The 22,536-nt window shown below is 62.4% G+C and carries 21 protein-coding genes; 14 read left to right on the top strand and 7 right to left on the bottom strand.

The features are described 5' to 3' along the window. Window positions 1-142 precede the first annotated feature (142 nt). Genes BFP92_RS29175 through yghU form a run of 4 tightly spaced genes read left to right on the top strand, consistent with a single transcriptional unit; the run spans window position 143 to window position 6,770 of the window. Entirely contained in the window at window positions 143-3,322 is a 3,180-nt protein-coding gene (locus tag BFP92_RS29175; protein WP_065932142.1) for an efflux RND transporter permease subunit, read from the top strand. 1 nt (window position 3,323) lies between these two features. Further along, window positions 3,324-4,493 (top strand): efflux RND transporter periplasmic adaptor subunit, encoded by a 1,170-nt coding sequence (locus tag BFP92_RS29170; RefSeq protein WP_065932141.1) that lies wholly within the window; start codon window positions 3,324-3,326, stop codon window positions 4,491-4,493. Then, window positions 4,486-5,931: an efflux transporter outer membrane subunit gene (locus BFP92_RS29165; RefSeq protein ID WP_065932140.1), complete on the top strand. Its 1,446-nt coding sequence runs from the start codon at window positions 4,486-4,488 to the stop codon at window positions 5,929-5,931. The genes BFP92_RS29170 and BFP92_RS29165 overlap by 8 nt, the downstream gene beginning before the upstream one ends. 2 nt (window positions 5,932-5,933) lie before the next feature. After that, a complete protein-coding gene (yghU, locus tag BFP92_RS29160) occupies window positions 5,934-6,770 on the top strand; it encodes a glutathione-dependent disulfide-bond oxidoreductase (RefSeq protein ID WP_065932139.1) in 837 nt (278 codons plus the stop codon). Between the two features lie 31 nt (window positions 6,771-6,801). On the opposite strand, the gene BFP92_RS29155 is transcribed toward yghU, so the two are convergent. Further along, window positions 6,802-7,851, bottom strand: a complete 1,050-nt coding sequence (locus BFP92_RS29155; protein ID WP_065932138.1) for a LacI family DNA-binding transcriptional regulator — start codon at window positions 7,849-7,851, stop codon at window positions 6,802-6,804. Window positions 7,852-8,012: 161 nt separating this feature from the next. Between BFP92_RS29155 and BFP92_RS29150 the strand changes: the two genes are divergently transcribed. From BFP92_RS29150 to BFP92_RS29130, 5 genes are read left to right on the top strand one after another with little or no spacing between them, the layout of a single operon-like run. Continuing rightward, the gene (locus BFP92_RS29150) at window positions 8,013-9,107 is read left to right on the top strand and encodes a fatty acid desaturase family protein (RefSeq protein WP_065932137.1); all 1,095 of its coding nucleotides are present in this window, start codon (window positions 8,013-8,015) and stop codon (window positions 9,105-9,107) included. A gap of 30 nt (window positions 9,108-9,137) precedes the next feature. Beyond that, on the top strand, window positions 9,138-9,458 hold the full coding sequence (locus tag BFP92_RS29145; RefSeq protein ID WP_017134582.1) for a MocE family 2Fe-2S type ferredoxin: 321 nt from the start codon (window positions 9,138-9,140) through the stop codon (window positions 9,456-9,458). A 2-nt stretch (window positions 9,459-9,460) separates the two neighbouring features. Next, window positions 9,461-10,660: an NAD(P)/FAD-dependent oxidoreductase gene (locus tag BFP92_RS29140; RefSeq protein WP_065932136.1), complete on the top strand. Its 1,200-nt coding sequence runs from the start codon at window positions 9,461-9,463 to the stop codon at window positions 10,658-10,660. A 1-nt stretch (window position 10,661) separates the two neighbouring features. Beyond that, window positions 10,662-11,477 carry a sugar phosphate isomerase/epimerase family protein gene (locus tag BFP92_RS29135; protein ID WP_065932135.1) on the top strand — a complete coding sequence of 272 codons (816 nt, stop codon included), beginning with the start codon at window positions 10,662-10,664 and terminating at the stop codon, window positions 11,475-11,477. A 53-nt stretch (window positions 11,478-11,530) separates the two neighbouring features. Continuing rightward, window positions 11,531-12,493, top strand: coding sequence for a Dyp-type peroxidase (locus BFP92_RS29130; RefSeq protein WP_065932134.1), 963 nt, complete (start codon window positions 11,531-11,533; stop codon window positions 12,491-12,493). Here BFP92_RS29130 and BFP92_RS29125 read toward each other — a convergent pair. Next, a complete protein-coding gene (locus BFP92_RS29125; RefSeq protein WP_065932133.1) occupies window positions 12,490-13,362 on the bottom strand; it encodes an undecaprenyl-diphosphate phosphatase in 873 nt (290 codons plus the stop codon). The two genes, BFP92_RS29130 and BFP92_RS29125, sit on opposite strands and share 4 nt — an antisense overlap. Before the next feature lie 179 nt (window positions 13,363-13,541). On the opposite strand from BFP92_RS29125, the gene BFP92_RS29120 reads away from it, so the two are divergent. Next, a complete protein-coding gene (locus tag BFP92_RS29120) occupies window positions 13,542-14,048 on the top strand; it encodes a GNAT family N-acetyltransferase (RefSeq protein ID WP_065932197.1) in 507 nt (168 codons plus the stop codon). Here BFP92_RS29120 and BFP92_RS29115 read toward each other — a convergent pair. Next, window positions 14,026-14,970 (bottom strand): GlxA family transcriptional regulator, encoded by a 945-nt coding sequence (locus tag BFP92_RS29115; RefSeq protein WP_065932132.1) that lies wholly within the window; start codon window positions 14,968-14,970, stop codon window positions 14,026-14,028. The genes BFP92_RS29120 and BFP92_RS29115 overlap by 23 nt on opposite strands. A 187-nt stretch (window positions 14,971-15,157) precedes the next feature. Between BFP92_RS29115 and BFP92_RS29110 the strand changes: the two genes are divergently transcribed. From BFP92_RS29110 to BFP92_RS29100, 3 genes are all read left to right on the top strand, one after another. Next, window positions 15,158-15,766 (top strand): TetR/AcrR family transcriptional regulator, encoded by a 609-nt coding sequence (locus BFP92_RS29110; protein ID WP_065932131.1) that lies wholly within the window; start codon window positions 15,158-15,160, stop codon window positions 15,764-15,766. Beyond that, on the top strand, window positions 15,763-16,440 hold the full coding sequence (locus BFP92_RS29105; RefSeq protein ID WP_065932130.1) for a type 1 glutamine amidotransferase domain-containing protein: 678 nt from the start codon (window positions 15,763-15,765) through the stop codon (window positions 16,438-16,440). The genes BFP92_RS29110 and BFP92_RS29105 overlap by 4 nt, the downstream gene beginning before the upstream one ends. A 79-nt stretch (window positions 16,441-16,519) precedes the next feature. Continuing rightward, the gene (locus BFP92_RS29100; protein WP_065932129.1) at window positions 16,520-17,644 is read left to right on the top strand and encodes an alkene reductase; all 1,125 of its coding nucleotides are present in this window, start codon (window positions 16,520-16,522) and stop codon (window positions 17,642-17,644) included. Here BFP92_RS29100 and BFP92_RS29095 read toward each other — a convergent pair whose 3' ends face one another. Next, complete coding sequence (locus BFP92_RS29095; protein ID WP_065932128.1) at window positions 17,645-18,643, bottom strand: NAD(P)H-quinone oxidoreductase; 999 nt, start codon at window positions 18,641-18,643, stop codon at window positions 17,645-17,647. It lies immediately after the preceding gene. A 186-nt stretch (window positions 18,644-18,829) separates the two neighbouring features. On the opposite strand from BFP92_RS29095, the gene BFP92_RS29090 reads away from it, so the two are divergent. Then, window positions 18,830-19,210: a DoxX family protein gene (locus BFP92_RS29090; protein ID WP_065932127.1), complete on the top strand. Its 381-nt coding sequence runs from the start codon at window positions 18,830-18,832 to the stop codon at window positions 19,208-19,210. 61 nt (window positions 19,211-19,271) lie between these two features. Here the strand turns inward: BFP92_RS29090 and BFP92_RS29085 are convergent, their stop codons facing one another. From BFP92_RS29085 to BFP92_RS29075, 3 genes are all read right to left on the bottom strand, one after another. Then, a complete protein-coding gene (locus BFP92_RS29085; RefSeq protein ID WP_017134594.1) occupies window positions 19,272-20,090 on the bottom strand; it encodes an alpha/beta fold hydrolase in 819 nt (272 codons plus the stop codon). Window positions 20,091-20,177: 87 nt separating this feature from the next. Beyond that, window positions 20,178-21,569 carry an alginate export family protein gene (locus tag BFP92_RS29080; protein WP_065932126.1) on the bottom strand — a complete coding sequence of 464 codons (1,392 nt, stop codon included), beginning with the start codon at window positions 21,567-21,569 and terminating at the stop codon, window positions 20,178-20,180. Next, window positions 21,566-22,459: a VOC family protein gene (locus BFP92_RS29075; protein ID WP_065932125.1), complete on the bottom strand. Its 894-nt coding sequence runs from the start codon at window positions 22,457-22,459 to the stop codon at window positions 21,566-21,568. Before BFP92_RS29075 ends, BFP92_RS29080 begins: the two co-directional genes overlap by 4 nt. Window positions 22,460-22,536: the final 77 nt, after the last annotated feature.

The raw sequence follows: 22,536 nt of genomic DNA, 5'->3' as shown, positions 1-22,536 counted from the left end.
CCACTAAGTTCGATATCGTGGCATATGCCTCTTTGTGACCTGGATGTCGTTACAAAACCCCCAGGACGTGCGTGGGGCGAGGCGGGAAAACGGCATGGCGAAGCCTGCTTGACCGACCAATCTCCTGTCTGGATCACTTCCTATGCTCAACCTCGTGCGCATCGCCTTGCTGCGCCCCTATACCTTTGTGGTATTGGCTATTTTCATCCTGATCGTCGGGCCGCTGGCGGCCTGGCGCACGCCGACCGACATCTTCCCGGAAATCCGCATTCCGGTGATTGCGGTGATCTGGCAGTACACCGGTTTGCCGCCGGACCAGATGGCGGGGCGCATCACCTCGCCATTCGAGCGGGTGCTGACCACCACCGTGAACGACATTCGCCATATCGAAGCGCAGTCGATGAACGGCTACGGGATTGTGAAGATCTTCTTCCAGCCCGGCGTCAACATCAGTACCGCCAACGCCCAGGTGACGTCGGTGTCCCAGGCGATCCTGCGGCAATTGCCGCCCAGCACCGTGCCGCCGCTGGTGCTCAACTACAGCGCCTCCACCGTGCCGATCGTGCAGCTGGCTTTATCCGGGTCGGGCCTGAGCGAACAGCGCCTGGGCGATATCGGCCTGAACCAGGTGCGCCTGATGCTCACCAGCGTGCCCGGCGCGGCCCTGCCATACCCGTTTGGCGGCAAGAGCCGGCAGGTGCAGATCGACCTCGATTCGGCGCGCATGCAAGCCCGTGGCCTGTCGGCGCAGGACGTCGCCACCGCCCTGGCCACGCAGAACCTGATTACGCCGGTGGGCACCCAGAAAATCGGCAGCTACGAATTCAACCTGCAACTGAACAACTCGCCGTCGGACTTCCATGACCTGGAAAACCTGCCGATCAAGACCGCCGACGGTACCACCGTGCTGATCCGTGACGTGGCCACCGTGCGTGACGGCAACCCGCCGCAAACCAACATCGTGCATGTGAACGGCAACCGCTCGGTGCTGCTGCCGGTGCTCAAGACCGGTTCGGCATCGACCTTGGGCGTGATCGCCGGGATCAAGGAAAAACTTGCCGACAATAAGGCTGCGTTGCCGCCCAATCTGAATATCGACCTGATCGGTGACCAGTCGCTGTTCGTGCGCTCGGCCATCAGCGGCGTGGCCCGTGAAGGCTTGATCGCGGCGGCGCTGACCAGTCTGATGATCCTGCTGTTCCTCGGCAGTTGGCGTTCGACGGTGATCATCGCCACCTCGATTCCGCTGGCGATCCTGGCCTCGATTGCCACGCTGTCGGCCCTGGGTGAAACCCTGAATATCATGACCCTCGGCGGCCTGGCGCTGGCCGTGGGCATCCTGGTGGACGATGCCACGGTGACCATCGAGAACATCAACTGGCACCTGGAGCAGGGCAAGCCGGTGCAGACGGCGATCCTCGACGGTGCGGCGCAGATCGTGACGCCGGCGTTTGTCTCGCTGCTGTGTATCTGCATCGTGTTTGTGCCGATGTTCTTCCTTGATGGTGTGGCGCGTTTCCTGTTCGTGCCGATGGCCGAAGCGGTGATCTTTGCCATGATCGCCTCGTTCCTGCTGTCGCGCACGCTGGTGCCGACACTGGCCAACTACCTGCTCAAGCCGCATGTACACGGCGACGACGGGTATGCACCGTCGCGCAACCCGCTGGTGACTTTTCAGCGCGGTTTCGAGAAGCGTTTTGAGGCCTTTCGCGAGCGTTACCGCAGCGTGTTGCACGGCGCCTTGCACCATCGTCGCGCGGTGGTGATCGGCCTGCTGGCGTTTGTCGCCGTGTCGTTTGCACTGGTGCCGTTCCTGGGCCGCAACTTCTTCCCCGAAGTCGATTCCGGGCTGATCCTGTTGCACGTCCGCGCTCCGGTGGGCACACGGGTGGAGAGTAATGCGCACCTGATCGCCGACATCGAAAACGCGATCCGCCGCAACGTCCCGGCCGAGGAACTCAAAGCCTTGGTCGACAACATCGGCCTGTCCATCAGCGGTATCAACGTGGTGTACAACAACACCGGCACCGTGGGTTCCCAGGACGCCGATATCCAGATCAGCCTTAACGAAGGCCATCGCCCGACCGCCGAGTACATGCGCCAATTGCGCGAAACCCTGCCACGGGAATTCCCGAGCGCGGTGTTCTCGTTCCCGGCCTCGGACATTGTCGGGCAGATCCTCAATTTCGGTTCTTCGGCACCGATCGACCTGCAAATCACCGGCAATAACCTGGCGGGCAACTTCACCTATGCCAGCGCGCTGCTGCGTGATATTCGCCGGGTGCCGGGGGTGGTGGATGCGCGCATCCAGCAGTCGCGGCAATTGCCGACGTTCAATATCGACGTGGACCGCACCCGTGCGCAGTTGGTCGGCCTCACCGAACGGGATGTGACCAACAGCCTGGTGGTCAACCTTGCCGGTTCCAGCCAGGTGGCGCCGACGTTCTGGTTGAACCCGGCCAACGGCATTTCCTACCCGATCGTGATGCAAACCCCGCAATACAATCTGGAAAGCCTGGCCGCACTGCACAACTTGCCGCTGAGCGGCAGCAATGGCGCGGCCACCGACCAGACCTTGGGCGGCCTGGCGAATATCCAGCGCAGCCACAGCAGTTTGGTGTTCAGCCAGTCGGATATCCAGCCGGTGGTTGAGGTGCTGACCGCGATCCAGGACCGTGACCTGGGGGGCGTCGCCGCCGATATCCAGAAGATCATCGCGGCCCACGCCGGTGAAGTGCCGACCGGCTCCAAGGTGATTTTGCAGGGCCAGGTGCAGACCATGAACGCGGCCTTCAGTGGCTTGCTGTTCGGCCTGTTGGGCGCGGTGGTGCTGATCTATTTGCTGATCGTGGTCAACTTCCAGTCCTGGGCCGACCCGTTTGTGATCATCACCGCATTGCCGGCGGCATTGGCGGGCATTGTGTGGATGCTGTTTGTTACGCATACGCCGCTGTCGGTGCCCGCCTTGACGGGAGCGATCATGTGCATGGGCGTGGCCACCGCCAACGCCATCCTGGTGGTGAGCTTCTGCCGTGAGCGTCTGGCCGTGCATGGCGATGCTGTGCAGGCCGCGTTGGAGGCCGGTTTCACGCGGCTGCGGCCGGTGTTGATGACCGCCATCTCGATGATCATCGGCATGGCGCCCATGGCGCTGGGCCTGGGCGAGGGCGGCGAGCAGAACGCGCCGCTCGGCCGTGCGGTGATCGGCGGGCTGGCGTTTGCCACCATCGCCACATTGATTCTGGTGCCGTTGATTTTCAGTCTGGTCCACGGGCGTCGCCAACACGCCACGCTGGCGACTACCGTTTCCCAAGGGGTTTGACATGTCCGTTTCCAGTTCTCAAAAAAAGCCGTCCCGTGGCCTGCTGTGGCTGATCGTAGGCGGGGTGACGGTGGTGGTCATCGTCGGTGTCGGCCTGAGTGTGCGCGCCAGTGAATCCCGTGATCTCAAGACCTGGACCGATGCCCAGGCACTGCCCAGCGTCAACCTGGTCAAGCCGGTGGTGCAAGCGCAAGGCCCGGTCCTCAACTTGCCGGGGCGCATGGAGGCTTATTCGCGGGCGTCGATTTTTGCGCGGGTCAATGGCTACCTGAAATCCTGGAATGTCGACATCGGCACCCGTGTCAAAGCTGGCCAGGTATTGGCCGAAATCGACACCCCGGAACTCGACCAGCAACTGCTGCAGGCCCGCGCCACTTTGGCATCGGCCCAGGCCGATGAGCACCTGGCCGCAACCACCGCCAAGCGCTGGCAGGCGATGCTGGCGACCGACTCGGTGTCGCGTCAGGACGTCGACGAGCGCACCGGCGACTTGACCGCCAAGCAGGCCAAGGTGACGGCGGCCAAAGCCAATGTCGAGCAGTTGGTGGCGACCAAGGGCTTCCAGCATCTGGTCGCACCGTTTGCCGGTGTGGTCACCGCGCGCAGCACCGACGTGGGCGCGTTGATCAGCGCCGGGGGCACCGCCGGCAAAGAGCTGTTTGCGGTGGCTGACGTCAGCCGCCTGCGCGTGTATGTGCAGGTGCCGCAGACCTTCTCGCCACAGATTCGCGAAGGCACCACGGCGCGCCTGAGCGTGCCGGAGTATCGCGGCGAAACCTTTACCGGCAAGGTGATCGCCACTGCCGATGCGGTCAACGCCGCGTCCGGCAGCACCTTGGTGCAACTGCTGGTGGACAACCCCGGCGGCCGCCTGCTGCCCGGTGGCTACACCAGCGTGCAGTTTGATTTGCCGGTGCAGGCCGACGTGCTGCGCGTACCGTCCAGTGCCCTGGTGTTCGATGACAAAGGTATGCGCGTCGCCACCCTCGACAGCCAGGACCATGTGCACTTCAAGACCGTCACCATCGCCCGTGACTTTGGCGACAGCGTGGAGATCGCCAGCGGCCTGCAAGCGGCCGACCGCGTGATCGATACGCCGCCGGATGGCCTGGCCGATGATGACTCGGTGCAGTTGGCAGCCGCTTCCGCCGAGGCCAAACCCCATGGCTAAGCGCACCCTGCCGGGCCTGTTCGTCACCTTGAGCCTGAGCGCCTGCTCGTTGGCGCCGCCGCTTGAAGTGCCGCAACCCCCCATTGCCGCGCAGTTTCACACCCAAGGCCCGTGGACCGTCGGTGCGCCCAACGACCAGGCCAACCGTGACGGCTGGTGGCGCATCTACAACGACCCGCAGCTGGACGCGATGCAGCAGCAGTTGCTCAACAACAACCCGGACCTGAGCGCGGCCCTCGCGCATTATCAGCAGGCCCAGGGCTTCCTGGCCCAGGACCGTTCGGGGTTGTTCCCCAAGCTCTCGGCCATCGGCAGCGGCCAGCGTATTCGCCAGTCGGACACCAGACCGCTGCGCTCGGCCACCTCGCCGGACGTCTACAACTCCGCCACCCTGGGGCTTGAGGTGGACTATGAAGTCGACCTGTGGGGCCGCGTGCGCGACACGGTTGCGGCCGGCACCAGCGATTCCCAGGCGGCCAGGGCCGATCTGGCGTCGGTACGCCTGAGCCTGCAAGCGCAATTGGCTGACAGCTACATGCGCTTGCGTGGCATCGACTGGCAAAACCAGTTGCTGGAGCAAACCCGAGATGCCTACACCAAAGCCCTGAGCCTGACCGAAGGTTTGCACGGCGGCGGCATTGTCTCCGGGCTGGACGTGGCGCGGGCGCGCACGCAGTTGTCGACGGTCAAGTCGCAACTCAAACAGAGCCTGGTACAACGGGCTGTGCTGGAGCATTCGATTGCGGCGATGCTGGGTGAGTCGGCATCAACCTATACCGTCGCCGTCAGTGTGGCGCCGATTGCCTTGCCCAACGTGCCCGCCGGCGTGCCGTCGAGCCTGCTGCAACGCCGCCCGGATATTGCCGCTGCCGAGCGTCGCATCGCGTCGGCCAATGCGCGTATCGGCGTGGCCAGGGCCGCGTGGTTTCCGCAGATCACCTTGAGCGCCCAGGGCGGTTATCAAAGTGATGAGTTTGCGCGTTTGCTCAGCGCACCGAACCTGTTCTGGGCCATCGGCCCGTCGCTGGTCGGCACGCTCTTTGATGGCGGCGCGCGCCAGGCCCAGGTGGATATTGCCAAGGCCGCCACCGACGAAGCCGCGGCCAAATACCGTGGCGTGGTGCTGGGCGCTTTCGAGCAAGTGGAAGACAACCTGTCGCAGATCGCGGGCCTGGGCAGTGCCCTGGATGACCAGCGTGACGCGGCCGCCGCCGCGCAATACGCCGAAGACCTGTCGACCTCGCGTTATCGCCAGGGCGCCGTGGCCTATCTGGATGTGGTGACCGCCCAAGTGGCGGCGCTGGAAGCCAAGCGCAGTGTGCTGCAACTGCAAACCCAGCAATTAAGCGCTAATGTGGGCCTGATCAAGGCGCTGGGCGGCGGATGGAACGTGGCCCAACTGGCTGCATCGAACAGTACTCAAATCAAGGAGAAGTGAGCATGACCGACTACCTACCCCCGAAGGTGTGGACCTGGGACACCGAAAGTGGCGGCACTTTCGCCAGCATCAACCGGCCCATTGCCGGTGCGACCCATGAGAAAGCACTGCCGGTCGGCAAGCACCCGTTGCAGCTGTATTCCCTGGCCACACCGAATGGGCAGAAGGTCACCATCCTGCTCGAAGAACTGCTGGCCCTGGGGCACACCGGCGCGGAATATGACGCCTGGCTGATCAAGATCGGCGATGGCGACCAATTCGGCAGCGGCTTTGTGGCGGTCAACCCGAACTCCAAAATTCCGGCGTTGATGGACCACAGTGGCGATACACCGATTCGCGTGTTCGAGTCCGGGGCGATCCTGCAATACCTGGCCGAGAAGTTCGGCGCGTTCTTCCCCACCGAGCCTGCTGCGCGTGCCGAGTGTTTGTCGTGGCTGTTCTGGCAGATGGGCAGCGCACCGTACCTGGGCGGCGGCTTCGGGCATTTTTACGCCTACGCGCCGAGCAAGATGGAATACCCGATCAACCGCTTCGCGATGGAAACCAAGCGTCAACTGGACGTACTCGACCAGCGCCTGGCGGTGAGTGAGTACATTGCCGGCGATGAGTACACCATTGCCGATATCGCGATCTGGCCCTGGTATGGCGGCTTGGTCAAAGGCCGTTTGTATGGGGCCTCAGCCGAGTTCTTGTCGGTGCACGAGTACAAACACGTGCTGCGCTGGGCCGAGGCGATTGAAGCACGGCCGGCGGTGCAGCGTGGGCGGCGGGTGAACCGGGTGTCCGGCGCACCTGAAGAGCAACTGGCTGAGCGCCACGACGCCACCGATCTGGACTGAAATCCGCTAAAAAATGTGGGATCTTTGTGTATCAGTTGGACAGGTTTTCCGAGGTCACGATCTGCGGTGGGATGTGCACTCTGTGCCGCAGTGGGTCGAAGGCCTCGGTGGCCTGCAACTCCACCAGTAGTTCTATCAGCGCGGTCGCCGTCTGCCGTGGCTGTGAGTCCATCACCACATCAATCAAACCCCGGCTCAGCGCCTCACGTGACAACGCGGTGGACTCCTGCAAAATGCAGCACAGCGCCGGCCGCTTGGGCAGTTGCGCCAGGGCATTGATCACGCCGTCACCGCCGCCGCCCACCACGCACAGGCCGCGCAAGTCGGTGTGGCGGGTGAGCAGGTCGAGGGTGGCTTCTTCAGTGATGTCGCTGTTGTCCAGGTTGATCAGCGGTTCCAGCGGCTTGAGCCCCGGCGCATGTTCGGCCAGGTAACTGTGCAAGCCTTCAACCCGTGCCTGGTGGCCGAGAAAACGATGGCCGCCCAACAGAATGCCGACGCTGCCTTTGCGTGCGCCGCAGGTGCGCGCCAGCAGCCAGCCCATGGTGCGCCCGACCACAGGGTTGTCCTGGCCCACATAAGGCTCCAAGGCGTGTTCGTGGATATCCGAGAGCAGCGCAACCACCGGCACGCCGGCTTCGCGCACTTGCGCCAGTGTGGCGTTGATCAACGGATGGGCAAAGCTGACCACCGCAAGGGCGTCGCATTGCACGGCCAATTGCTCGATCTGTGCGGCGATGGCGCTGGGCGTGCGGTCGAGAATGTAGTCGAACTGGCAGGTCAGGTTGGCTGTAGCGTGATGCTGCGCGGCCGCGCTGATCGACTGCGCCAGGTTGGCGTAAAACGCTTGGGCGGTGCCCAGCAGCAGGATGCCGAAGCGATAAGTGGGGCGCCGTTCGCGAATGCGCTGGCCAATCAGCCGTGCAGCAAAATAACCCACGGCTTCGGCGGCCTGGAACACCTGCTCGGCGGTCTGCGGATTCACCGGCGCTCGGGCGTTGAGTACGCGGTCGACGGTGGCCACACTCAAGCCCGCCTGGGCGGCCACGGTGGCGATGGTCGGGCGTTTATTATTGTTCATGACAGGCCTCTCAAGCGTCTTGATAGAAAACTATCAAGCCCCGCTGGGCCTGGATGATAGCTTGATAGGGAATGGATTCAAGGCCTTGAGGCGGATTTATCTGCGCTCTATGGTTTGTTCGCAAAGCACCTGTTACCCAACGCTTGCGGAGAACAATAACAATGCCTGAACACACGCCTCACCGCGCCCGGCGCGACTACAGCCTCACCGGTCCGGAAGCTGCCCGCGCCGCAGAGAAGGGCCTGGTCTCGGCCAGTTGGTATCAATCGCCGATCTCGCGTAAACGCATGAAAGAACTGATGCAGCGCCGCGACGGCCCGGCGTTGCTCGACACGGCCCTGTGGGTGTCGGCGCTGCTGGTCACGGGGTTTGGCGGCTACTGGTTCTGGGGCTCGTGGGCGTGCGTGCCGTTCTTTATGGCTTACGGCGTGCTCTACGGCACCGCGTCCAACCCGCGCTGGCATGAGACCGGCCACGGCACTGCCTTCAAAACCCGCTGGATGAATGATGGGCTGTACCAGGTGGCAAGTTTCATGTGCATCTTCGAGCCGCATGTGTGGCGCTGGAGCCATGCGCGGCACCACACCGACACCATCGTGGTCGGGCGTGACCCGGAAATCGTCGAGCCGCGCCCGCCAAGCCTGTTGATGATGGGCCTGAGCCTGTTCAACCTGCCGCTGGCCTGGAAAACTTTCAGCGGCGTAGCGCGCCATGCGCTCGGCAAGATGAGCGCCCAAGAGCAGGACTTCATCCCCGAGTCCGAATGGCCCAAGGTGTTCCGTGCCGCGCGGATCTGGGTCGGCATTTATGCGCTGGTGGTCGGCACCGCGTTGTACCTGCACAGCTGGCTGCCACTGATGCTGGTCGGCCTGCCGAGCCTGTATGGCGCCTGGCTCGGCTACCTGTTCGGCCTCACCCAGCACGTGGGCCTGGCCGAAGATGTGCTGGACCACCGCAGCAACTGCCGCACCATCTACATGAATCGCGTGCTGCGCTTTATCTACATGGACATGAACTACCACCTCGAACACCACATGTACCCGATGGTGCCGTACCACGCGTTGGCGCAACTGCACGAAGAGATCCGCAGCGACTGCCCGCCGCCGTACGCGAATATTCTTGAGGCGTACAAGGAAATCCTGCCGACGATCTGGAAGCAGCGCAGCGACCCGAGCTATTTCGTGCAGCGCCCCGTGCGCCATCGCACAGACCCCACTGCCCATGCCCCGGTCAATGCCGAAGCCACTGCTGGCTGAGTTTCACCCCACCCAATAAGAGAAAACGCCATGAACGATCAATGGATCGACGTCTGCGCCGTGGGCGAAATTGACGAAGAAGACGTGCTGCGCTTCGACCATGGGCCGCACACTTACGCGGTGTACCGCTCGGCCGAGAATGAATTTTTTGCCACTGCCGGGCTGTGTACCCACGAGAAAATCCACTTGGCCGACGGCCTGGTGATGGACCACGTGATCGAGTGCCCCAAGCACAACGGGCGCTTTGATTACCGCTCCGGCAAGGCCCTCGGCGCGCCGGTGTGCGTCAACCTCAAAACCTACCCGGTGCGGGTCGAAGCGGGGCGGGTTTTACTCGCCGTGACGGCGTGAGCATGAACGCACCCCTGATCATCGTCGGCGCCGGCCATGCCGGTGGCCGTGCGGCGCTGACCTTGCGCGAAGAAGGCTACACCGGGCGCCTGATCCTGATCGGCGATGAAGCGCACTTGCCCTACGAACGCCCGCCGTTGTCCAAGGGCTTGCTGCAAGGCAGCACGGACCTGGCAGGTTGCAGCCTGTGTGACAGCCAGCGCATGGCCGCGCTGGGCATCGAACATATTGCCGGCAACCCGGTCACGCGCCTGGAGCCGCATCAGCAGCGGCTGCAACTGGCCGACGGCCAATGGCTGGATTTTGCCGGTTTGCTGCTGGCCACCGGCGGCCGGGCGCGACGCTGGCCTGTGGAGCAGGCGAACGTGCTTTACCTGCGCACTCATGATGAGGCGCTGGCCCTGCGCGACGCCTTGCGCCCCGGCACGCGGCTGGTGGTGGTCGGCGGTGGTTTTATCGGCCTGGAAGTGGCGGCGACCGCGCGCGGCCTGGGCTGCCAGGTAACGGTGCTTGAAGCAGGCCCACGCTTGGCGGGCCGAGTGTTGCCGGCGGTGATCAGCCAAGCCCTGCTGGATGTGCATCGCCAGCAAGGCGTCGCGGTTCATCTGAACGTGGCGCTGGAATCCATCGACGCCGACGCGGTGCAACTGGTCGATGGGCAACGCTTGCCGTGCGATCGGGTGGTGGTCGGCATTGGCATGCAACCCAATCTGGAACTGGCCGCAGCAGCGGGGCTGGACGTAGGGCAGGGCATTCGCGTCGATGCGCAGCTGCGCACCAGTGCGCCGAACATTTATGCGGCCGGCGATGTGTGTGAGTTTCGCCTGGGTGGCCTGTATCAACGTCAGGAGACCTGGCGCAATGCCGAAGCCCAAGGCCGCCACGCCGCGCTGAATATGCTCGGGCGTGAGTTGCCGTTCGAGGCGCTGCCGGGCTTCTGGTCCGATCAGTACGACTGGGGCTTGCAGACCGTCGGCGTGATGACCCCGCTGACGGTCAGCCGGGCACTGCCGGGCGGCGGTTTGCTGTTGTTCCACCTGGATACCGACGGGCATTTGCAAGGCGCTTGCGGCTGGGCGCTGGGCAATGGCGTGGCCAAGGACATCAAGCTGTGCGAACGCTTGATCAACGCGCGCATTGCACTCAATACGGCCGACCTGGCCAACCCGGACGTTTCCCTAAAACACGTGCTGCGAGGCTGATATGCGCGAATTTCTGGTGTTCCAATCCCTCTGGGCCATGCAGACCGAGCCCGGGCCGCTGGAAGCCCAGCTCGATCGCATCGCCGCCGCCGGCTTCGACGGCATCACCGACCATTACTGGAAACCCGCCGAGGTCGCGCGCCTGCACGCTGCTGCCAGCGCCAGGGGCTTGCAGATCGAAGGTCAATTGTTCCCGCAATCGGTGGATGACCTGGCCGCCGCGCTGGATGTGATCAGCCGCTATGGCTGCCACCACCTCACCCTGCAGGCCGATGTGCGCCCGCGCACGCTGGGCGAGGCGGCCGGGTTGGTCGAAGGCTGGCAGCGTCTGGCCGAACAGGTGGACTTTCCGATCCTGCTGGAAACCCATCGCTACCGCCTTACCAGCGACCTGCTGTTCACCCTCGACCTGCTCGCACAAATGCCCGACCTGAAACTGCTGGCCGACCTGTCCCATTACGTCGTCGGCCGGGAGTTGCCGGAGCCTGGCGCGGCTGAGGACGACGAACAGATACGTACGATATTGCGCCACAGCTGGGGCTTTCATGGCCGGGTGGCCAGCAGTGAGCAGGTGCAGGTCTCTGTGGATTTCCCTCAGCACCAGGCCTGGGTCGAGCGCTTTACCGGCTGGTGGCGCTACGGTATCCAAGACTGGCTGGCCCGGCCTGACACGCCTGATAGCCTGTCATTCACCTGTGAACTGGGCCCGCCGCCCTATGCAATCACCGATGCAAACGGCGGTGAAATCAGTGACCGCTGGGCCGAGGCGCTGAAGTTGAAAACCCTGATTCGCCAGGTGTGGGAGAGCTGCCAGTGATGATCTGCTAATCTGCGCGGGTTAAAACCGCCCTTAGCCTGTGGACTTTCATCATGAAGACTTGCCCTGTTCAGCCACCTCTTGAGCCGCAGTCCGTCTGCCATCCCATCACCAGCAGCGCGATCTTCATGGTGGCAACCGTCGCACCCGGCAGTGAAGACCAGGTGCGCGCCTGGTGCGGCGACATCGCCGGGCTGGTGCGTTCGGTGGGCAAGCGCGTGCCGGCGGGCAACCTGACGTGTGTCTGCGGGTTCGGCTCGGTTGCCTGGAGCCGGCTGTTCGGCGGGCCACGCCCGGCGGCCTTGCACCCGTTTCGCGAGTTCGGCGTGCCAGGGCGCATGGCGCCGTCGACGCCCGGCGATATCCTGCTGCATATCCGCGCCGAGCAGATGGACCTGTGCTTTGAGCTGGCCACGCAACTGATGGTGGCCTTGGGCGACAGCGTCAAGGTGGTGGATGAGGTCCAGGGTTTCCGTTACTTCGATATGCGCAGCATCATCGGGTTTGTCGACGGCACCGAGAACCCGGTAGGGCGCAAGGCGGTCGGCTTTACCATCGTCGGCGATGAAGACGCGGAATTTGAAGGTGGCAGCTACGTGTTGGTGCAGAAGTACCTGCACAACATGAGCGCCTGGAACGAGCTGACGGTGGAAGCGCAGGAGAAGGTGATCGGGCGTACCAAACTGGCCGATATCGAACTGGATGAAGAGACCAAGCCGAGCAACTCCCACAGCGCCTTGACCGTGATCACCGACGCCGATGGCGAAGAAGTGAAAATCCTGCGCGACAACATGCCCTTTGGCCGCCCGGGCGCCGGCGAATTCGGCACCTACTTTATCGGCTACGCCCGCTCGCCGCAGCCCCTGGAATTGATGCTGGAAAACATGTTCGTCGGCCGCCCGGTCGGCAACTACGACCGCTTGCTGGACTTCAGTACCGCCGTGACCGGCGGCCTGTTTTTTGTGCCCTCGGCCGATTTGCTTGAAGAGCTGGCCGAGCGTCAACCGGGATCTTAACTGAGCAACCCGGTGCTGACCGCCACAATCAGGAAGATCCCCAGCAGCGCGCGATAAATCACAAACGGCCAGGTGGAGAACCGCTCCAGGAACTTCATCAGGCCCCAGATCGCGAAGAACGCCGAGATACTTGCTACCACCAGGCCAAAGAGCAAATGTGGCCAGGCGTGGGCCGGCATGTCGGCGTGCAGCAGCACCCACAGTTCTTTCAAACCGGCCAGCGCGATCGCCGGCAGGCCCAGCAGGAACGAAAAGCGCGCGGCTTCTTCACGCTTGAAGTTGAGGAACAGCGCAGCGGTCAGTGTCGAGCCTGAACGCGAGACGCCGGGAATCAACGCGCCAATCTGTGCAACCCCGACAATCAGCGCATCGCGCAGGCGCATTTGGCCCATGTCTCGGGTGTGGCGTGCACGCACTTCGGCCACCGCCAGCAATACCGCCATCACCACACAGGAAATACCGATGACCATCAGGCCGCGCAACGGCGAGTTGCAGCTGTTGAGGGTCGAGGACAAGGCCAAACCGGCAATGCAGATAGGGATGGTCGCCAGCACAATCGCCACCGCCAGCTTGAACCACGGGTCGTTGTAGTCGCCCCGGCGTACCGCACCGATGCTGCCCGTGGTGACCTGGCGCACATCGCGCCAGAAATAACTGACCACCGCCGCCAGCGCCGCCAACTGCATCGCCGCCGAAAACGCCGAGCCGGGGTCTTGCCAGCCGAGCAGGGCCGGCACCACACGCATGTGGGCGGTGGACGACACCGGCAGCAACTCGGTAATGCCCTGGATCACCCCCAGGATAAAAATCTGCAGGTAATCCAGGGAGGCAAAGCCCACATCCAGGCCGGCGGAACAGACGTTGGTCAAAATAGAGGTCCTTGAGGAAAAGGTCGAAGCTGACGAAGTTTATTCTAAATGTTTCAGGAGTTTCGGTTGGACGGGGCAAATCCGCAATCGGTTCAGCAAACAGAAAGGTTAGGCAATGTATTGGCCTGCGCGCGTGTTTTGTGAACAATGGCGCCCTGCGTTTTGTCACCGAGAGCCCCATGCCTGAAACCACCGTTGAACTGATCCAGACCGGCCCCGAAGAGGCCGAATTGATCCGCAATCTTTACCAGTATTACGCCTATGAGTCGTCGGACTGGGAGCAGGAAGATGTCGAGGCCGATGGCCGCTTCTACATCCACGATGAGCACCTGACCCGCTACTGGCAAGACCCGCAATGGAGCGCCAACCTGCTGCTGGTGGACGGCTATATCGCCGGCTTCCTGCTGATCGAAGGCAGCGAACTGCCGGGCATCGACGCCCTGGAACTGGCCGACCTGTTTATCCTCAAGCGCTACCGCCGCAAAGGCATCGGCCGTGCCATCGCCACCCAGGTGTTGAGCAGCGGCCAGGCCGATTGGTTGGTGCGTTTCTATGACCAGGATGAAGTGTCCCAGGCGTTCTGGCGCGCCGTGCTGGATGATTTGCCGCGCCCGGTGCAGACCCTGGAGCTGGAGGATGACCCGCAGTTGGTGAGTTACCTGATCACCCGAGCGGTCCTGCATTAAAAGCCTGCTGCATAGCCTGCGGCGGCTGCCCGAAGGCACGCAGAAACGCCTGGCGCATGCGTTCGCGATCACCAAAGCCGGTTTCGCGGGCCACCACTTCGACCGGGTGGCGGCTGGTTTCCATCATCGCCCGGGCCGCTTCCACGCGCAGTGATTCGATGGCCTTGGCCGGGGTTTGCCCGGTTTCTTCGCGAAATACCCGGCTGAACTGGCGCGGGCTCAGGCGGGCGACCTCGGCCAGGGCTTCGACCGACAGGTCGTGGGTCAGGTTTTCGCGGGCATAGGCCAGGGCCAGCTGCACGCGGTCGGATTTGGGGTCCAGTTCCAGCAGGGCCGATAACTGCGACTGCTCACTGCCACGGCGTTGCGCAATCACCAGTTTGCGCGCGATGCGCCGGGCCAGGTCGCTGCCCAGGTCGGCCTCGACCATGGCCAGTGCCAGGTCGACACCGGCGCTCATGCCCGCGCCGGTCCAGATCTGGCCGTCGACCACAAACAGTTTATCTTCCTCCAGCTGGATGTGCGGGTAGCGCTTGCGAAAGGCGGGCGCGTGAATCCAGTGGGTGGTGGTGCGCTTGCCGTCGAGTAAGCCGGCTTCGGCCAGCACGAAAATGCCCATGCACAATGAGGCTACACGCCGTGACTGGGCGGAGGCGGCCTTGACCAGTTCGAGCAGGTTGGCTTGCGGCAAGCGAAATTCCAGATAGCCGCTGACGATCAGCGTGTCATAACCCTGTGCGCGGATCGGCGTGGTGTTCACCGAAAAGCCTTGGGAGGTCATCACGGCGCCGCCGCTCTCCGACACCAGGTGAAACTCATAGGCCGGCTCGCCGCGCAACAGGTTCGCGCATTCAAATACCGAGCCCAGGCTAAGGCTCAGGGATTGGAAGTTCGGGTAAACCATCAGCGCAACGCTGTGCATCATTGTTCTCCTAAAAAACGCGGGCCAAGGGCGCGGGAGTGGCGATTGTCGGCGCGTGCCGGGTAAACGGCAACCGGCTTTGTGGCATGTCCGGAATCCTTGCGCATATGACATTGTTGAAGGTCTGCGTGGCGCCTAACATCCCCTCAACGAACTAGACGACTGGTCTAATCGGACGGGAAGCGTGATGAACAGCGAAGCTAAAAATACTCGGCAGGTGATTCTGGACACGGCGCAAGTGATTGTCGGCCGCAAAGGATTTTCTGCGGTGGGCTTGAACGAAATACTGCAAGCCGCCGAGGTACCCAAAGGCTCGTTCTATCACTACTTCAATTCCAAGGATGCCTTCGGCGTGGTGTTGCTCGACAGCTACTTTGACCACTACATCAAAGGCATGCAGCAATTGTTCAATCAGCCTGAGCTTTCAGGTTTTGCCAAGTTGATGCGCTATTGGCACTCCTGGGTCGACAACCAGACCGGCTGCACCGACACGGGCAAATGCCTTGCCGTCAAACTCGGTGCCGAGGTGTCAGACCTTTCAGAGCCGATGCGTCTGGCCCTGCAGCGCGGCACCGCACGCACCATTGCGTTGCTGGCAGAAGCCTTGCAGCACGGCGTTGAAGACGGCTCGCTGCCGGCACAGTCACACCCCGAAAGCCTGGCCCGGCGCCTGTATGCGTTGTGGCTGGGGACCAGCGTCATGAGCAAGATCACCCGAACATCCGCGCCGTTTGATGAGGCGCTGCTACTCACACAACACCTACTGCAACCCATCGATCGAGGCACTGGAAAATGAAAGTATTAATGGTACTGACCTCTCACGACCAGCTGGGCAATACCGGTCGTAAAACCGGCTTCTGGCTCGAAGAGTTTGCCGCTCCGTATTACACCTTCAAGGACGCCGGTGCCGAACTGGTGCTGGCATCCCCGGCCGGTGGCCAGCCACCGCTGGACCCGGTCAGTGACCAGCCGGATGCACAAACCGACGACACCCGCCGGTTTGCCGCCGACTCGGCCGCGCAGCAGGCCCTGGCCAACACGGTCAAGCTGGACTCGGTGAACGCTGCCGATTTCGACACGGTGTTTTACCCAGGCGGTCACGGGCCACTGTGGGACCTGGCCGAATCGAAAACCTCGGTCGCGTTGATCGAAGCCTTTGAGCGCGCCGGCAAGCCGATCGGTTTTGTCTGCCATGCGCCGGGTGCGCTGCGTTACGTCAAGGCGGTCAACGGTGAAGCGTTGGTGAAGGGCCGTCGTGTGACGGGCTTCTCCAATTCCGAAGAAGCCGCCGTGGGCCTGACCGATGTGGTGCCGTTTTTGATTGAAGATGATTTCAAGGCACTCGGTGGCCTGTATGAGAAGGGCGCCGACTGGCAATCCTTTGTGCTTGAAGATGGCTTGCTGGTGACGGGCCAGAACCCTGCCAGCTCCAGCGATGTGGCCAAGGCCCTGCTGAAACTCACCGCGTAAATTAACTAACCGTTGCAGGCATTGGCGGCTCTGAAGAGCCGCCAACGCTTTTGTTCGCCCTGAATTTGGACAGTGACTCATGACGATGCATGTTTTAAATACCCCGGTAAAACTGGGGCATCACACGCTGAATAACCGGGTTGTGCTGCCGCCGTTGACCCGTCAACGCAGTGCGCAACCGGGCGACATAGCTACCGACCTGATGGCCGAGTATTACCGTCAACGTGCCACTGCCGGTTTCATGGTCAGTGAAGGCACGCAGATCGAACCGCGTGGCCAGGGCTATGCGTGGACGCCGGGTATCTACACACCTGCGCAGATCGACGGCTGGCGTAAAGTTACCGAGGCGGTGCATGCCGATGGCGGGGTGATTTTCGCGCAGCTCTGGCATGTTGGCCGTGTGTCCCATAACGCGTTGCAGCCGGATGGCGCAGCACCCGTCGCACCGTCTGCGCTTGCGGCGCTGCAAGCGAAGGCGTTCATTGAAACCGGCCCTGGCGTCGGTGAATTGAAACAGCCGCCGGTGCCGCGTGCATTGAGCGTGCTGGAGATTGAGGAACTGGTTGGGCACTACGCCCAGGCGGCACGCAATGCCTTGGACGCCGGGTTCGATGGCGTGGAAATCCATGCCGCCAATGGCTACCTGGTCAACCAGTTCATCTCGGCCCATGCCAACCAGCGCGACGACGAATACGGCGGCTCGTTGCACAATCGCCTGCGCTTTTTGCGCGAAATTGTTGAAGCCGTGACGGCCGTGGTCGGGCCTGAGCGCCTTGGCGTGCGTTTTTCGCCGTTGTTCAGCGGCACTGACCAGGATCGCGTGTATATCGGCCTGGTGGAGGAAGACCCGCATCACACCTATATCGAGGCGATCAAGGTGCTGGAGGCGTCCGGCATTGCCTATGTGTCCATCGCCGAAGCCGACTGGGACAACGCGCCTGACCTGCCTGAAACCTTCCGCCAGGCGGTGCGCAGCACTTTCAGCGGGCGGATCATTTACGCCGGGCGCTACACCGCTGAGCGTGGTGCAAAGCTGCTGGAGTCGGGGCTGGCGGATTTGATCGCGTTCGGTCGCCCGTTCATTGCCAACCCGGACCTGCCACAGCGACTGTTCAACGGCTGGCCATTAAACCCGCTGCGGGCAGAAGGAATGTACGGCGGCTCGGCGCAGGGCTATACCGACTACCCGGTGTACGCTGAGTAATCACGCCACCCGCAGCACAATCTTGCCGATATGGTCGCCACCTTCCATTCGCGCATGGGCCTGGGCGGCGTCGGTGTATGCGTACACTTTGTCGATGATCGGCAGGCAGCGCCCGGCGGACAGCACTGGCCATATGTATTCGTGCAGCTGCTCAGCGATTGCGGCTTTCTCGTCCTTGGTGCGAGCGCGCAGCAAAGAGCCGGTGATGACTGCGCGTTTACCGAGGATAGTCAGCAGGTCGACGTCATTGGCTTTGCCGCCGCCGAGGAAGCCCAGCATCACCAAGTGCCCGTCCATGCCCAGGGCCTTGAGGTTGTTGTTCAGGTAGGAGGCTCCCATGATGTCGAGGATCACATCGACGCCTTTGTCGCCGGTCTTCTTGGCGATGACCTCGGCAAAATCCTGCTCGCGGTAATTGATCGGCTCGGCGCCCAGTTTGGCAATCGCCGCGCATTTTTCGGCACTGCCGGCGGTGGCGAACGCCTGGATGCCGAATTCCTGGCAGAGCATCAGCGCGGTGGTGCCGATGCCACTGGTGCCGCCGTGGATCAAGGCGCGTTGGCCTTTGTGCGCGCCACCCAGGCCGAACAAGTTGGCCCAGACAGTAAAAAAGGTTTCCGGCACGGCAGCGGCTTGAATCCAATCCATGCCTTCAGGCACCGGCAGTGCCTGGCTGGCGGGTACGGCGCAGAACTGTGCATAGCCGCCGCCATTGGTCAGGGCACAGACCTTGTCGCCCAGGCTGTATTCACTGACGCCGTCGCCCAGCGCCACCACTTCGCCGGCCACTTCCAGGCCCGGTATCGGGCTCATGCCGGGTTTCATTGGGTACTTGCCAGCGCGTTGCAGGGCATCGGGACGATTGACCCCGGCGGCGTGCACTTGAATCAGAATCTCGCCGGAGGCCGGTGAGGGCACTGCAACCTGACGGGGCTGAAGCACCTCAGGGCCGCCGAAGGTGGTGATTTCAATCTGGGTCATGTCGTGGGGCAGAGTCATGTTCTGGATACCTGTAGCGATGAGCGTATGAAGTAGGACCGCAGCCGGTGGTGGTTGATTCAACCGGGGTGGTCTGTGTGGCGCCCAGCATAGCCGGCTCGTTGCCATAAGGTCAGCACAGGCTTGCAAGCTCGGGCTCGGTTCTGGGAACACAATCGACGTCGGTTTCTTTTATGGACGTTGCAGATGAATGAATCTAAAAACCAGGCGCTTGGGCTGCTGTTTCTACGAGTGAGTGCATCGCTGTTCTTGCTGTGGGTGCATGGGTTGCCCAAACTGCTCCACTACAGCCAGCAATTGACGCTGATCGAAGACCCGTTCCACCTGGGCGCCCATGTCACGTTGTGCCTGGCGATTGGCGCTGAAGTCGTCTGCCCGTTGTTGATTATCGCCGGGTTCTGGGTGCGCCTGGCCTGTTTGCCGATCCTCGCTGTGCTGCTGGTGGCGTTGCTGGTAGTGCACCCGGAGTGGTCGCTGTTTGAAGGGCAGTTTGGATGGCTGCTGTTGATCCTGTTTTCCAGCATTCTGATCGCAGGGCCCGGCCGACTGGCACTTGATCGCGGTTGAGTCTGAACGAAAAAAGACCGGGCAAGCCCGGCCAAAGAAAGGAGAGGGTGACGCCGTTGCTTCAGCGGTTGAGGAAGGCCAACAGGTCTTCGTTCAACTGCTGGGTGTGAGTGGCGGCAAAACCATGGGGCGCATCCTTGTACACCTTCAATTGCGCGCCTTTGATCATCTGCGCCGCCACCTTCCCGGTGGTCTCGAACGGCACGATCTGGTCGCCGTCACCGTGGATCACCAGGGTCGGCACATCGACCTTGGCCATGTCCGGGCGAAAGTCGGTTTCGGAGAATGCCGTGACGCAATCAACCGTCGATTTGAGCGATGCCAGCAAGGCAATCTGCAAGGTCTGGGTGAGCACGCCCGGCGAGACCTTCTGCCCCTGGTTGATGCCAAAGAACGGGGTATTGAAATCGCTGATAAATTGCGCGCGGTCCTTCAGCAGCCCGGCTTTGATACCGTCGAATACATCGGTGGGCACACCTTGCGGGTAGTCCGCTTTCTGACCAAAGATCGGCGTCACGGCACCCAGCAATACCAGGCCGGCTACGCGTGCGTTGCCATGGCGGGCGATGTAGCGAGCAACGTCGCCGCCGCCCATGGAGAAGCCCACCAGGGTCACGTCGGTGAGGTCCAGGTGTTCAATCAACTGGGCAATATCGTCGGCGAAGGTGTCGTAGTCATTGCCGGTCCAGGGTTGGTCGGACCGGCCAAAACCACGGCGGTCGAAAGCGATGGTGCGAAAGCCGCGGCTGCTCAGGTATTCCATCTGGTATTCCCACATATCCGCATCCAGCGGCCAGCCGTGGCTGAACAATACCGGTTTACCGCTGCCCCAGTCCTTGAAGTAGATCTGGGTACCGTCTTTGGCAACGAATGTGCTCATGCATAACTCCTTGATTGAGGGGGATGACTGCGCGTTACTATTGCCCTGTACCCGTCGAAGGGCTTGTACGCGTGTGCTTGCTTGGGTTTACCAACTGAATTTGAGTTCGACTCCCAGGTAATTGCTGTCGTCGCCACCGGCCTCGCGCAGGGTGCGGCCCACCGCGTAATGCACGGCTTCGACCGCGCCGGCAAGGTTCGGCGTGAAGGCGTAGTCGGTGCGCAACTGAGCGTAGGCGCCGGTCCAGCGTTCGCCTTGGCCTGCAGTGCCGGCAACGGGCAAGTTCGGTTGGGTATAGACCGCATCGTCGGTGGTCTGTCGCCAGAGCAGACCAATGGCAGACTGTACGCTCAGTTTGGGAAGGGGTTTGACGGTGATCGACGGTTTGACGTGGATCAGGTTGCTGTAGCCCGTATAGCCGGCCAGTGAAAAATAGTAGCCGTTGGGAAACAGCGGGTTGAACGTGCCGACGGTAGCGTCACCCGCTTTGCGGTCGCCGGAGGCGATATCCAGTTGCACGCCGAGCCGTGGTTGCCACGCCAGGCTCTCAAGCGTATAGCCCGTACGGCTGCCGGCGGCCCACGCCCGGATCGACTTGCTCCCCACCGACCCCCTTTGCAGCATCGCCTCGATGTCCCAGTCGAAGCCCTGGGCCGCGCCGCCCAGGCGGGCGTCGACAAACTGGCGGGTTTCCTCGCCGTCGGCGTCCAGGTAATGCGCAGCGCTGCGTTCATATACGCCGTAGTAGGCCGACAACTCATTGCTGCCGCCCACCAATCGCTCGACCCGCAGCAGATGGAAGCGTGCGTCGCTGTTGGAGCGGTCGTCGAAGTGTCTCTGGTCCTGATACTGCACCGGTTGGCTGGCGATCGCGATAAAACGCCAATGGGTGGTTTCCCAGTCGGCCCAGAGTGCATCGAACGACTGGCGCACATTCGGCCCATCCCGCGACGAGATAAACCGCTGCAAGTCGAAGGCGAAGTCCTGGCGGCCGATACGGCTTTTGAACGTCCCGCTGCTGAAGGTGTTTACGTACTCTGCAAACGCCAGCCGCAAGTCGACACGGTTCTGATCGGCACCACCCACTGTGGTTTTGTCGTACGCCCGAGCATCTTCGAGTTGGGTGAACACCCGCCAGTGTTCGTCCAGGTGCAGATCCGCGTGGACCTCAAAGCGCTGGATCAGGTAGCGATCACGCTGCACATCGCGCACGCCGAACCCGCTGGCATCGTTCATCTCGAAACGTTCGCGCAAGCTCGCGCCCAACGACAGGTACGTCATCGGGTTGGCGCTTGATAGCGGGATGTACTTCAAATTGTCCAACGGTTGTGTGCGCAGCAACGGGTCTTGCAGCACCGACCAGTTTTCCTGCCAGCGATTGGTTTTGAGCGCCGGACGGGTGGCTTGCTCCTCGGCGTGGGCGCCGGCGGTGAGCAGCGGCCACAGCACGGCCAGGCCCCAGGGGGTACGACGATTCATTTTGCCGCGCTGAGCTGGTGAATTTCCGCGACGTATCCACCGGGAAATTCGACCATTGCGCTGCGCCGCCCTTTACTTGCGAACGCCGGTACCAGCACAGTGGCCCCAGAGCCTGTGGCTTTGGCCAGGGTGGCCGTCAGGTCGTCGACCTGGTAACCGGTGGTCTCATGGCCGAACGGGTAGGGCAGTTGGCCATTGGTCACCAGTACGGCCATGCGTCCGAACGGCGATTGCAGGTCGACACGCCGGTAGAGGCCGCTCTGGCCGATATCGATACCCGGCGCATGTTTGTCGTCAGTCAGGACTTTGCCATGGGAAAAGCCGAGGAACGCTTTGATAAACGCCTCGGCCCGCTCGGCAGGCAGGTACACGCGGTTTTCCGGTACCGTCTGGAACCCTGCGTAGTTCGGGGCCTGGGTGTGCCAGTAGAGCTGCATGTTCACACCGCCTGGCCACTGCACCACGGCATCGCGGCCGATAGGGTCGGGAAAGTCACTGACAATCACGGCTGCACCATTTTCCCGCGCGGCCTTGAGGGCCACGTCCATGTCCTTGACCAGGTAACCGTTGCGCTCCTGGCCAAACGGATGCGGTATGGGGGTGCTGAAGCCAAACAGTGACACCGTACCGACCGGCGTCTGCAGCAGTTGCGAGGTGGTACTGCTTGGCACTGGCAGTACGTTCACCACCACCTGTGGGGTACTTTTGCCACCGAAGGTCGCCAGGAAACTTGTGGCAAAGCGGTCCACATCAGCCGGTGCCACGTAGACGTGGCTGGTGTCGTACTGCGGCGCCACTGCCACGCTCGGCGTTGCCGCAAACGCGCTGTTCATCATGGCCCCGGCCAACAGCGTCAATGCCAGGCTTACCCTATTCGCTTTTCTACCCATGCCTGCTCTCCAGCCGATTTTGGAAAGTCAGAAGCTTAGGCGGCCTGCCTGGATGCGAATTGTATGGGCGTGCTTGA

Source organism: Pseudomonas sp. 58 R 3 (assembly GCF_900006605.1).
GTDB lineage: Bacteria > Pseudomonadota > Gammaproteobacteria > Pseudomonadales > Pseudomonadaceae > Aquipseudomonas > Aquipseudomonas salomonii.
This window is presented reverse-complemented; position numbering and strand designations above follow the sequence as displayed.

Coding starts and splice junctions, on each gene's coding strand:
- BFP92_RS29095 (WP_065932128.1), bottom strand. CDS start 18,643: ATGACTCTGCCCCACGACATGACCCAGATTGAAATCACCACCTTCGGC.
- yghU (WP_065932139.1), top strand. CDS start 5,934: ATGACCGACTACCTACCCCCGAAGGTGTGGACCTGGGACACCGAAAGT.
- BFP92_RS29080 (WP_065932126.1), bottom strand. CDS start 21,569: ATGAATCGTCGTACCCCCTGGGGCCTGGCCGTGCTGTGGCCGCTGCTC.
- BFP92_RS29175 (WP_065932142.1), top strand. CDS start 143: ATGCTCAACCTCGTGCGCATCGCCTTGCTGCGCCCCTATACCTTTGTG.
- BFP92_RS29115 (WP_065932132.1), bottom strand. CDS start 14,970: ATGCACAGCGTTGCGCTGATGGTTTACCCGAACTTCCAATCCCTGAGC.
- BFP92_RS29090 (WP_065932127.1), top strand. CDS start 18,830: ATGAATGAATCTAAAAACCAGGCGCTTGGGCTGCTGTTTCTACGAGTG.
- BFP92_RS29105 (WP_065932130.1), top strand. CDS start 15,763: ATGAAAGTATTAATGGTACTGACCTCTCACGACCAGCTGGGCAATACC.
- BFP92_RS29155 (WP_065932138.1), bottom strand. CDS start 7,851: ATGAACAATAATAAACGCCCGACCATCGCCACCGTGGCCGCCCAGGCG.
- BFP92_RS29135 (WP_065932135.1), top strand. CDS start 10,662: ATGCGCGAATTTCTGGTGTTCCAATCCCTCTGGGCCATGCAGACCGAG.
- BFP92_RS29150 (WP_065932137.1), top strand. CDS start 8,013: ATGCCTGAACACACGCCTCACCGCGCCCGGCGCGACTACAGCCTCACC.
- BFP92_RS29140 (WP_065932136.1), top strand. CDS start 9,461: ATGAACGCACCCCTGATCATCGTCGGCGCCGGCCATGCCGGTGGCCGT.
- BFP92_RS29130 (WP_065932134.1), top strand. CDS start 11,531: ATGAAGACTTGCCCTGTTCAGCCACCTCTTGAGCCGCAGTCCGTCTGC.
- BFP92_RS29145 (WP_017134582.1), top strand. CDS start 9,138: ATGAACGATCAATGGATCGACGTCTGCGCCGTGGGCGAAATTGACGAA.
- BFP92_RS29120 (WP_065932197.1), top strand. CDS start 13,542: ATGCCTGAAACCACCGTTGAACTGATCCAGACCGGCCCCGAAGAGGCC.
- BFP92_RS29110 (WP_065932131.1), top strand. CDS start 15,158: ATGAACAGCGAAGCTAAAAATACTCGGCAGGTGATTCTGGACACGGCG.
- BFP92_RS29085 (WP_017134594.1), bottom strand. CDS start 20,090: ATGAGCACATTCGTTGCCAAAGACGGTACCCAGATCTACTTCAAGGAC.
- BFP92_RS29170 (WP_065932141.1), top strand. CDS start 3,324: ATGTCCGTTTCCAGTTCTCAAAAAAAGCCGTCCCGTGGCCTGCTGTGG.
- BFP92_RS29165 (WP_065932140.1), top strand. CDS start 4,486: ATGGCTAAGCGCACCCTGCCGGGCCTGTTCGTCACCTTGAGCCTGAGC.
- BFP92_RS29075 (WP_065932125.1), bottom strand. CDS start 22,459: ATGGGTAGAAAAGCGAATAGGGTAAGCCTGGCATTGACGCTGTTGGCC.
- BFP92_RS29100 (WP_065932129.1), top strand. CDS start 16,520: ATGACGATGCATGTTTTAAATACCCCGGTAAAACTGGGGCATCACACG.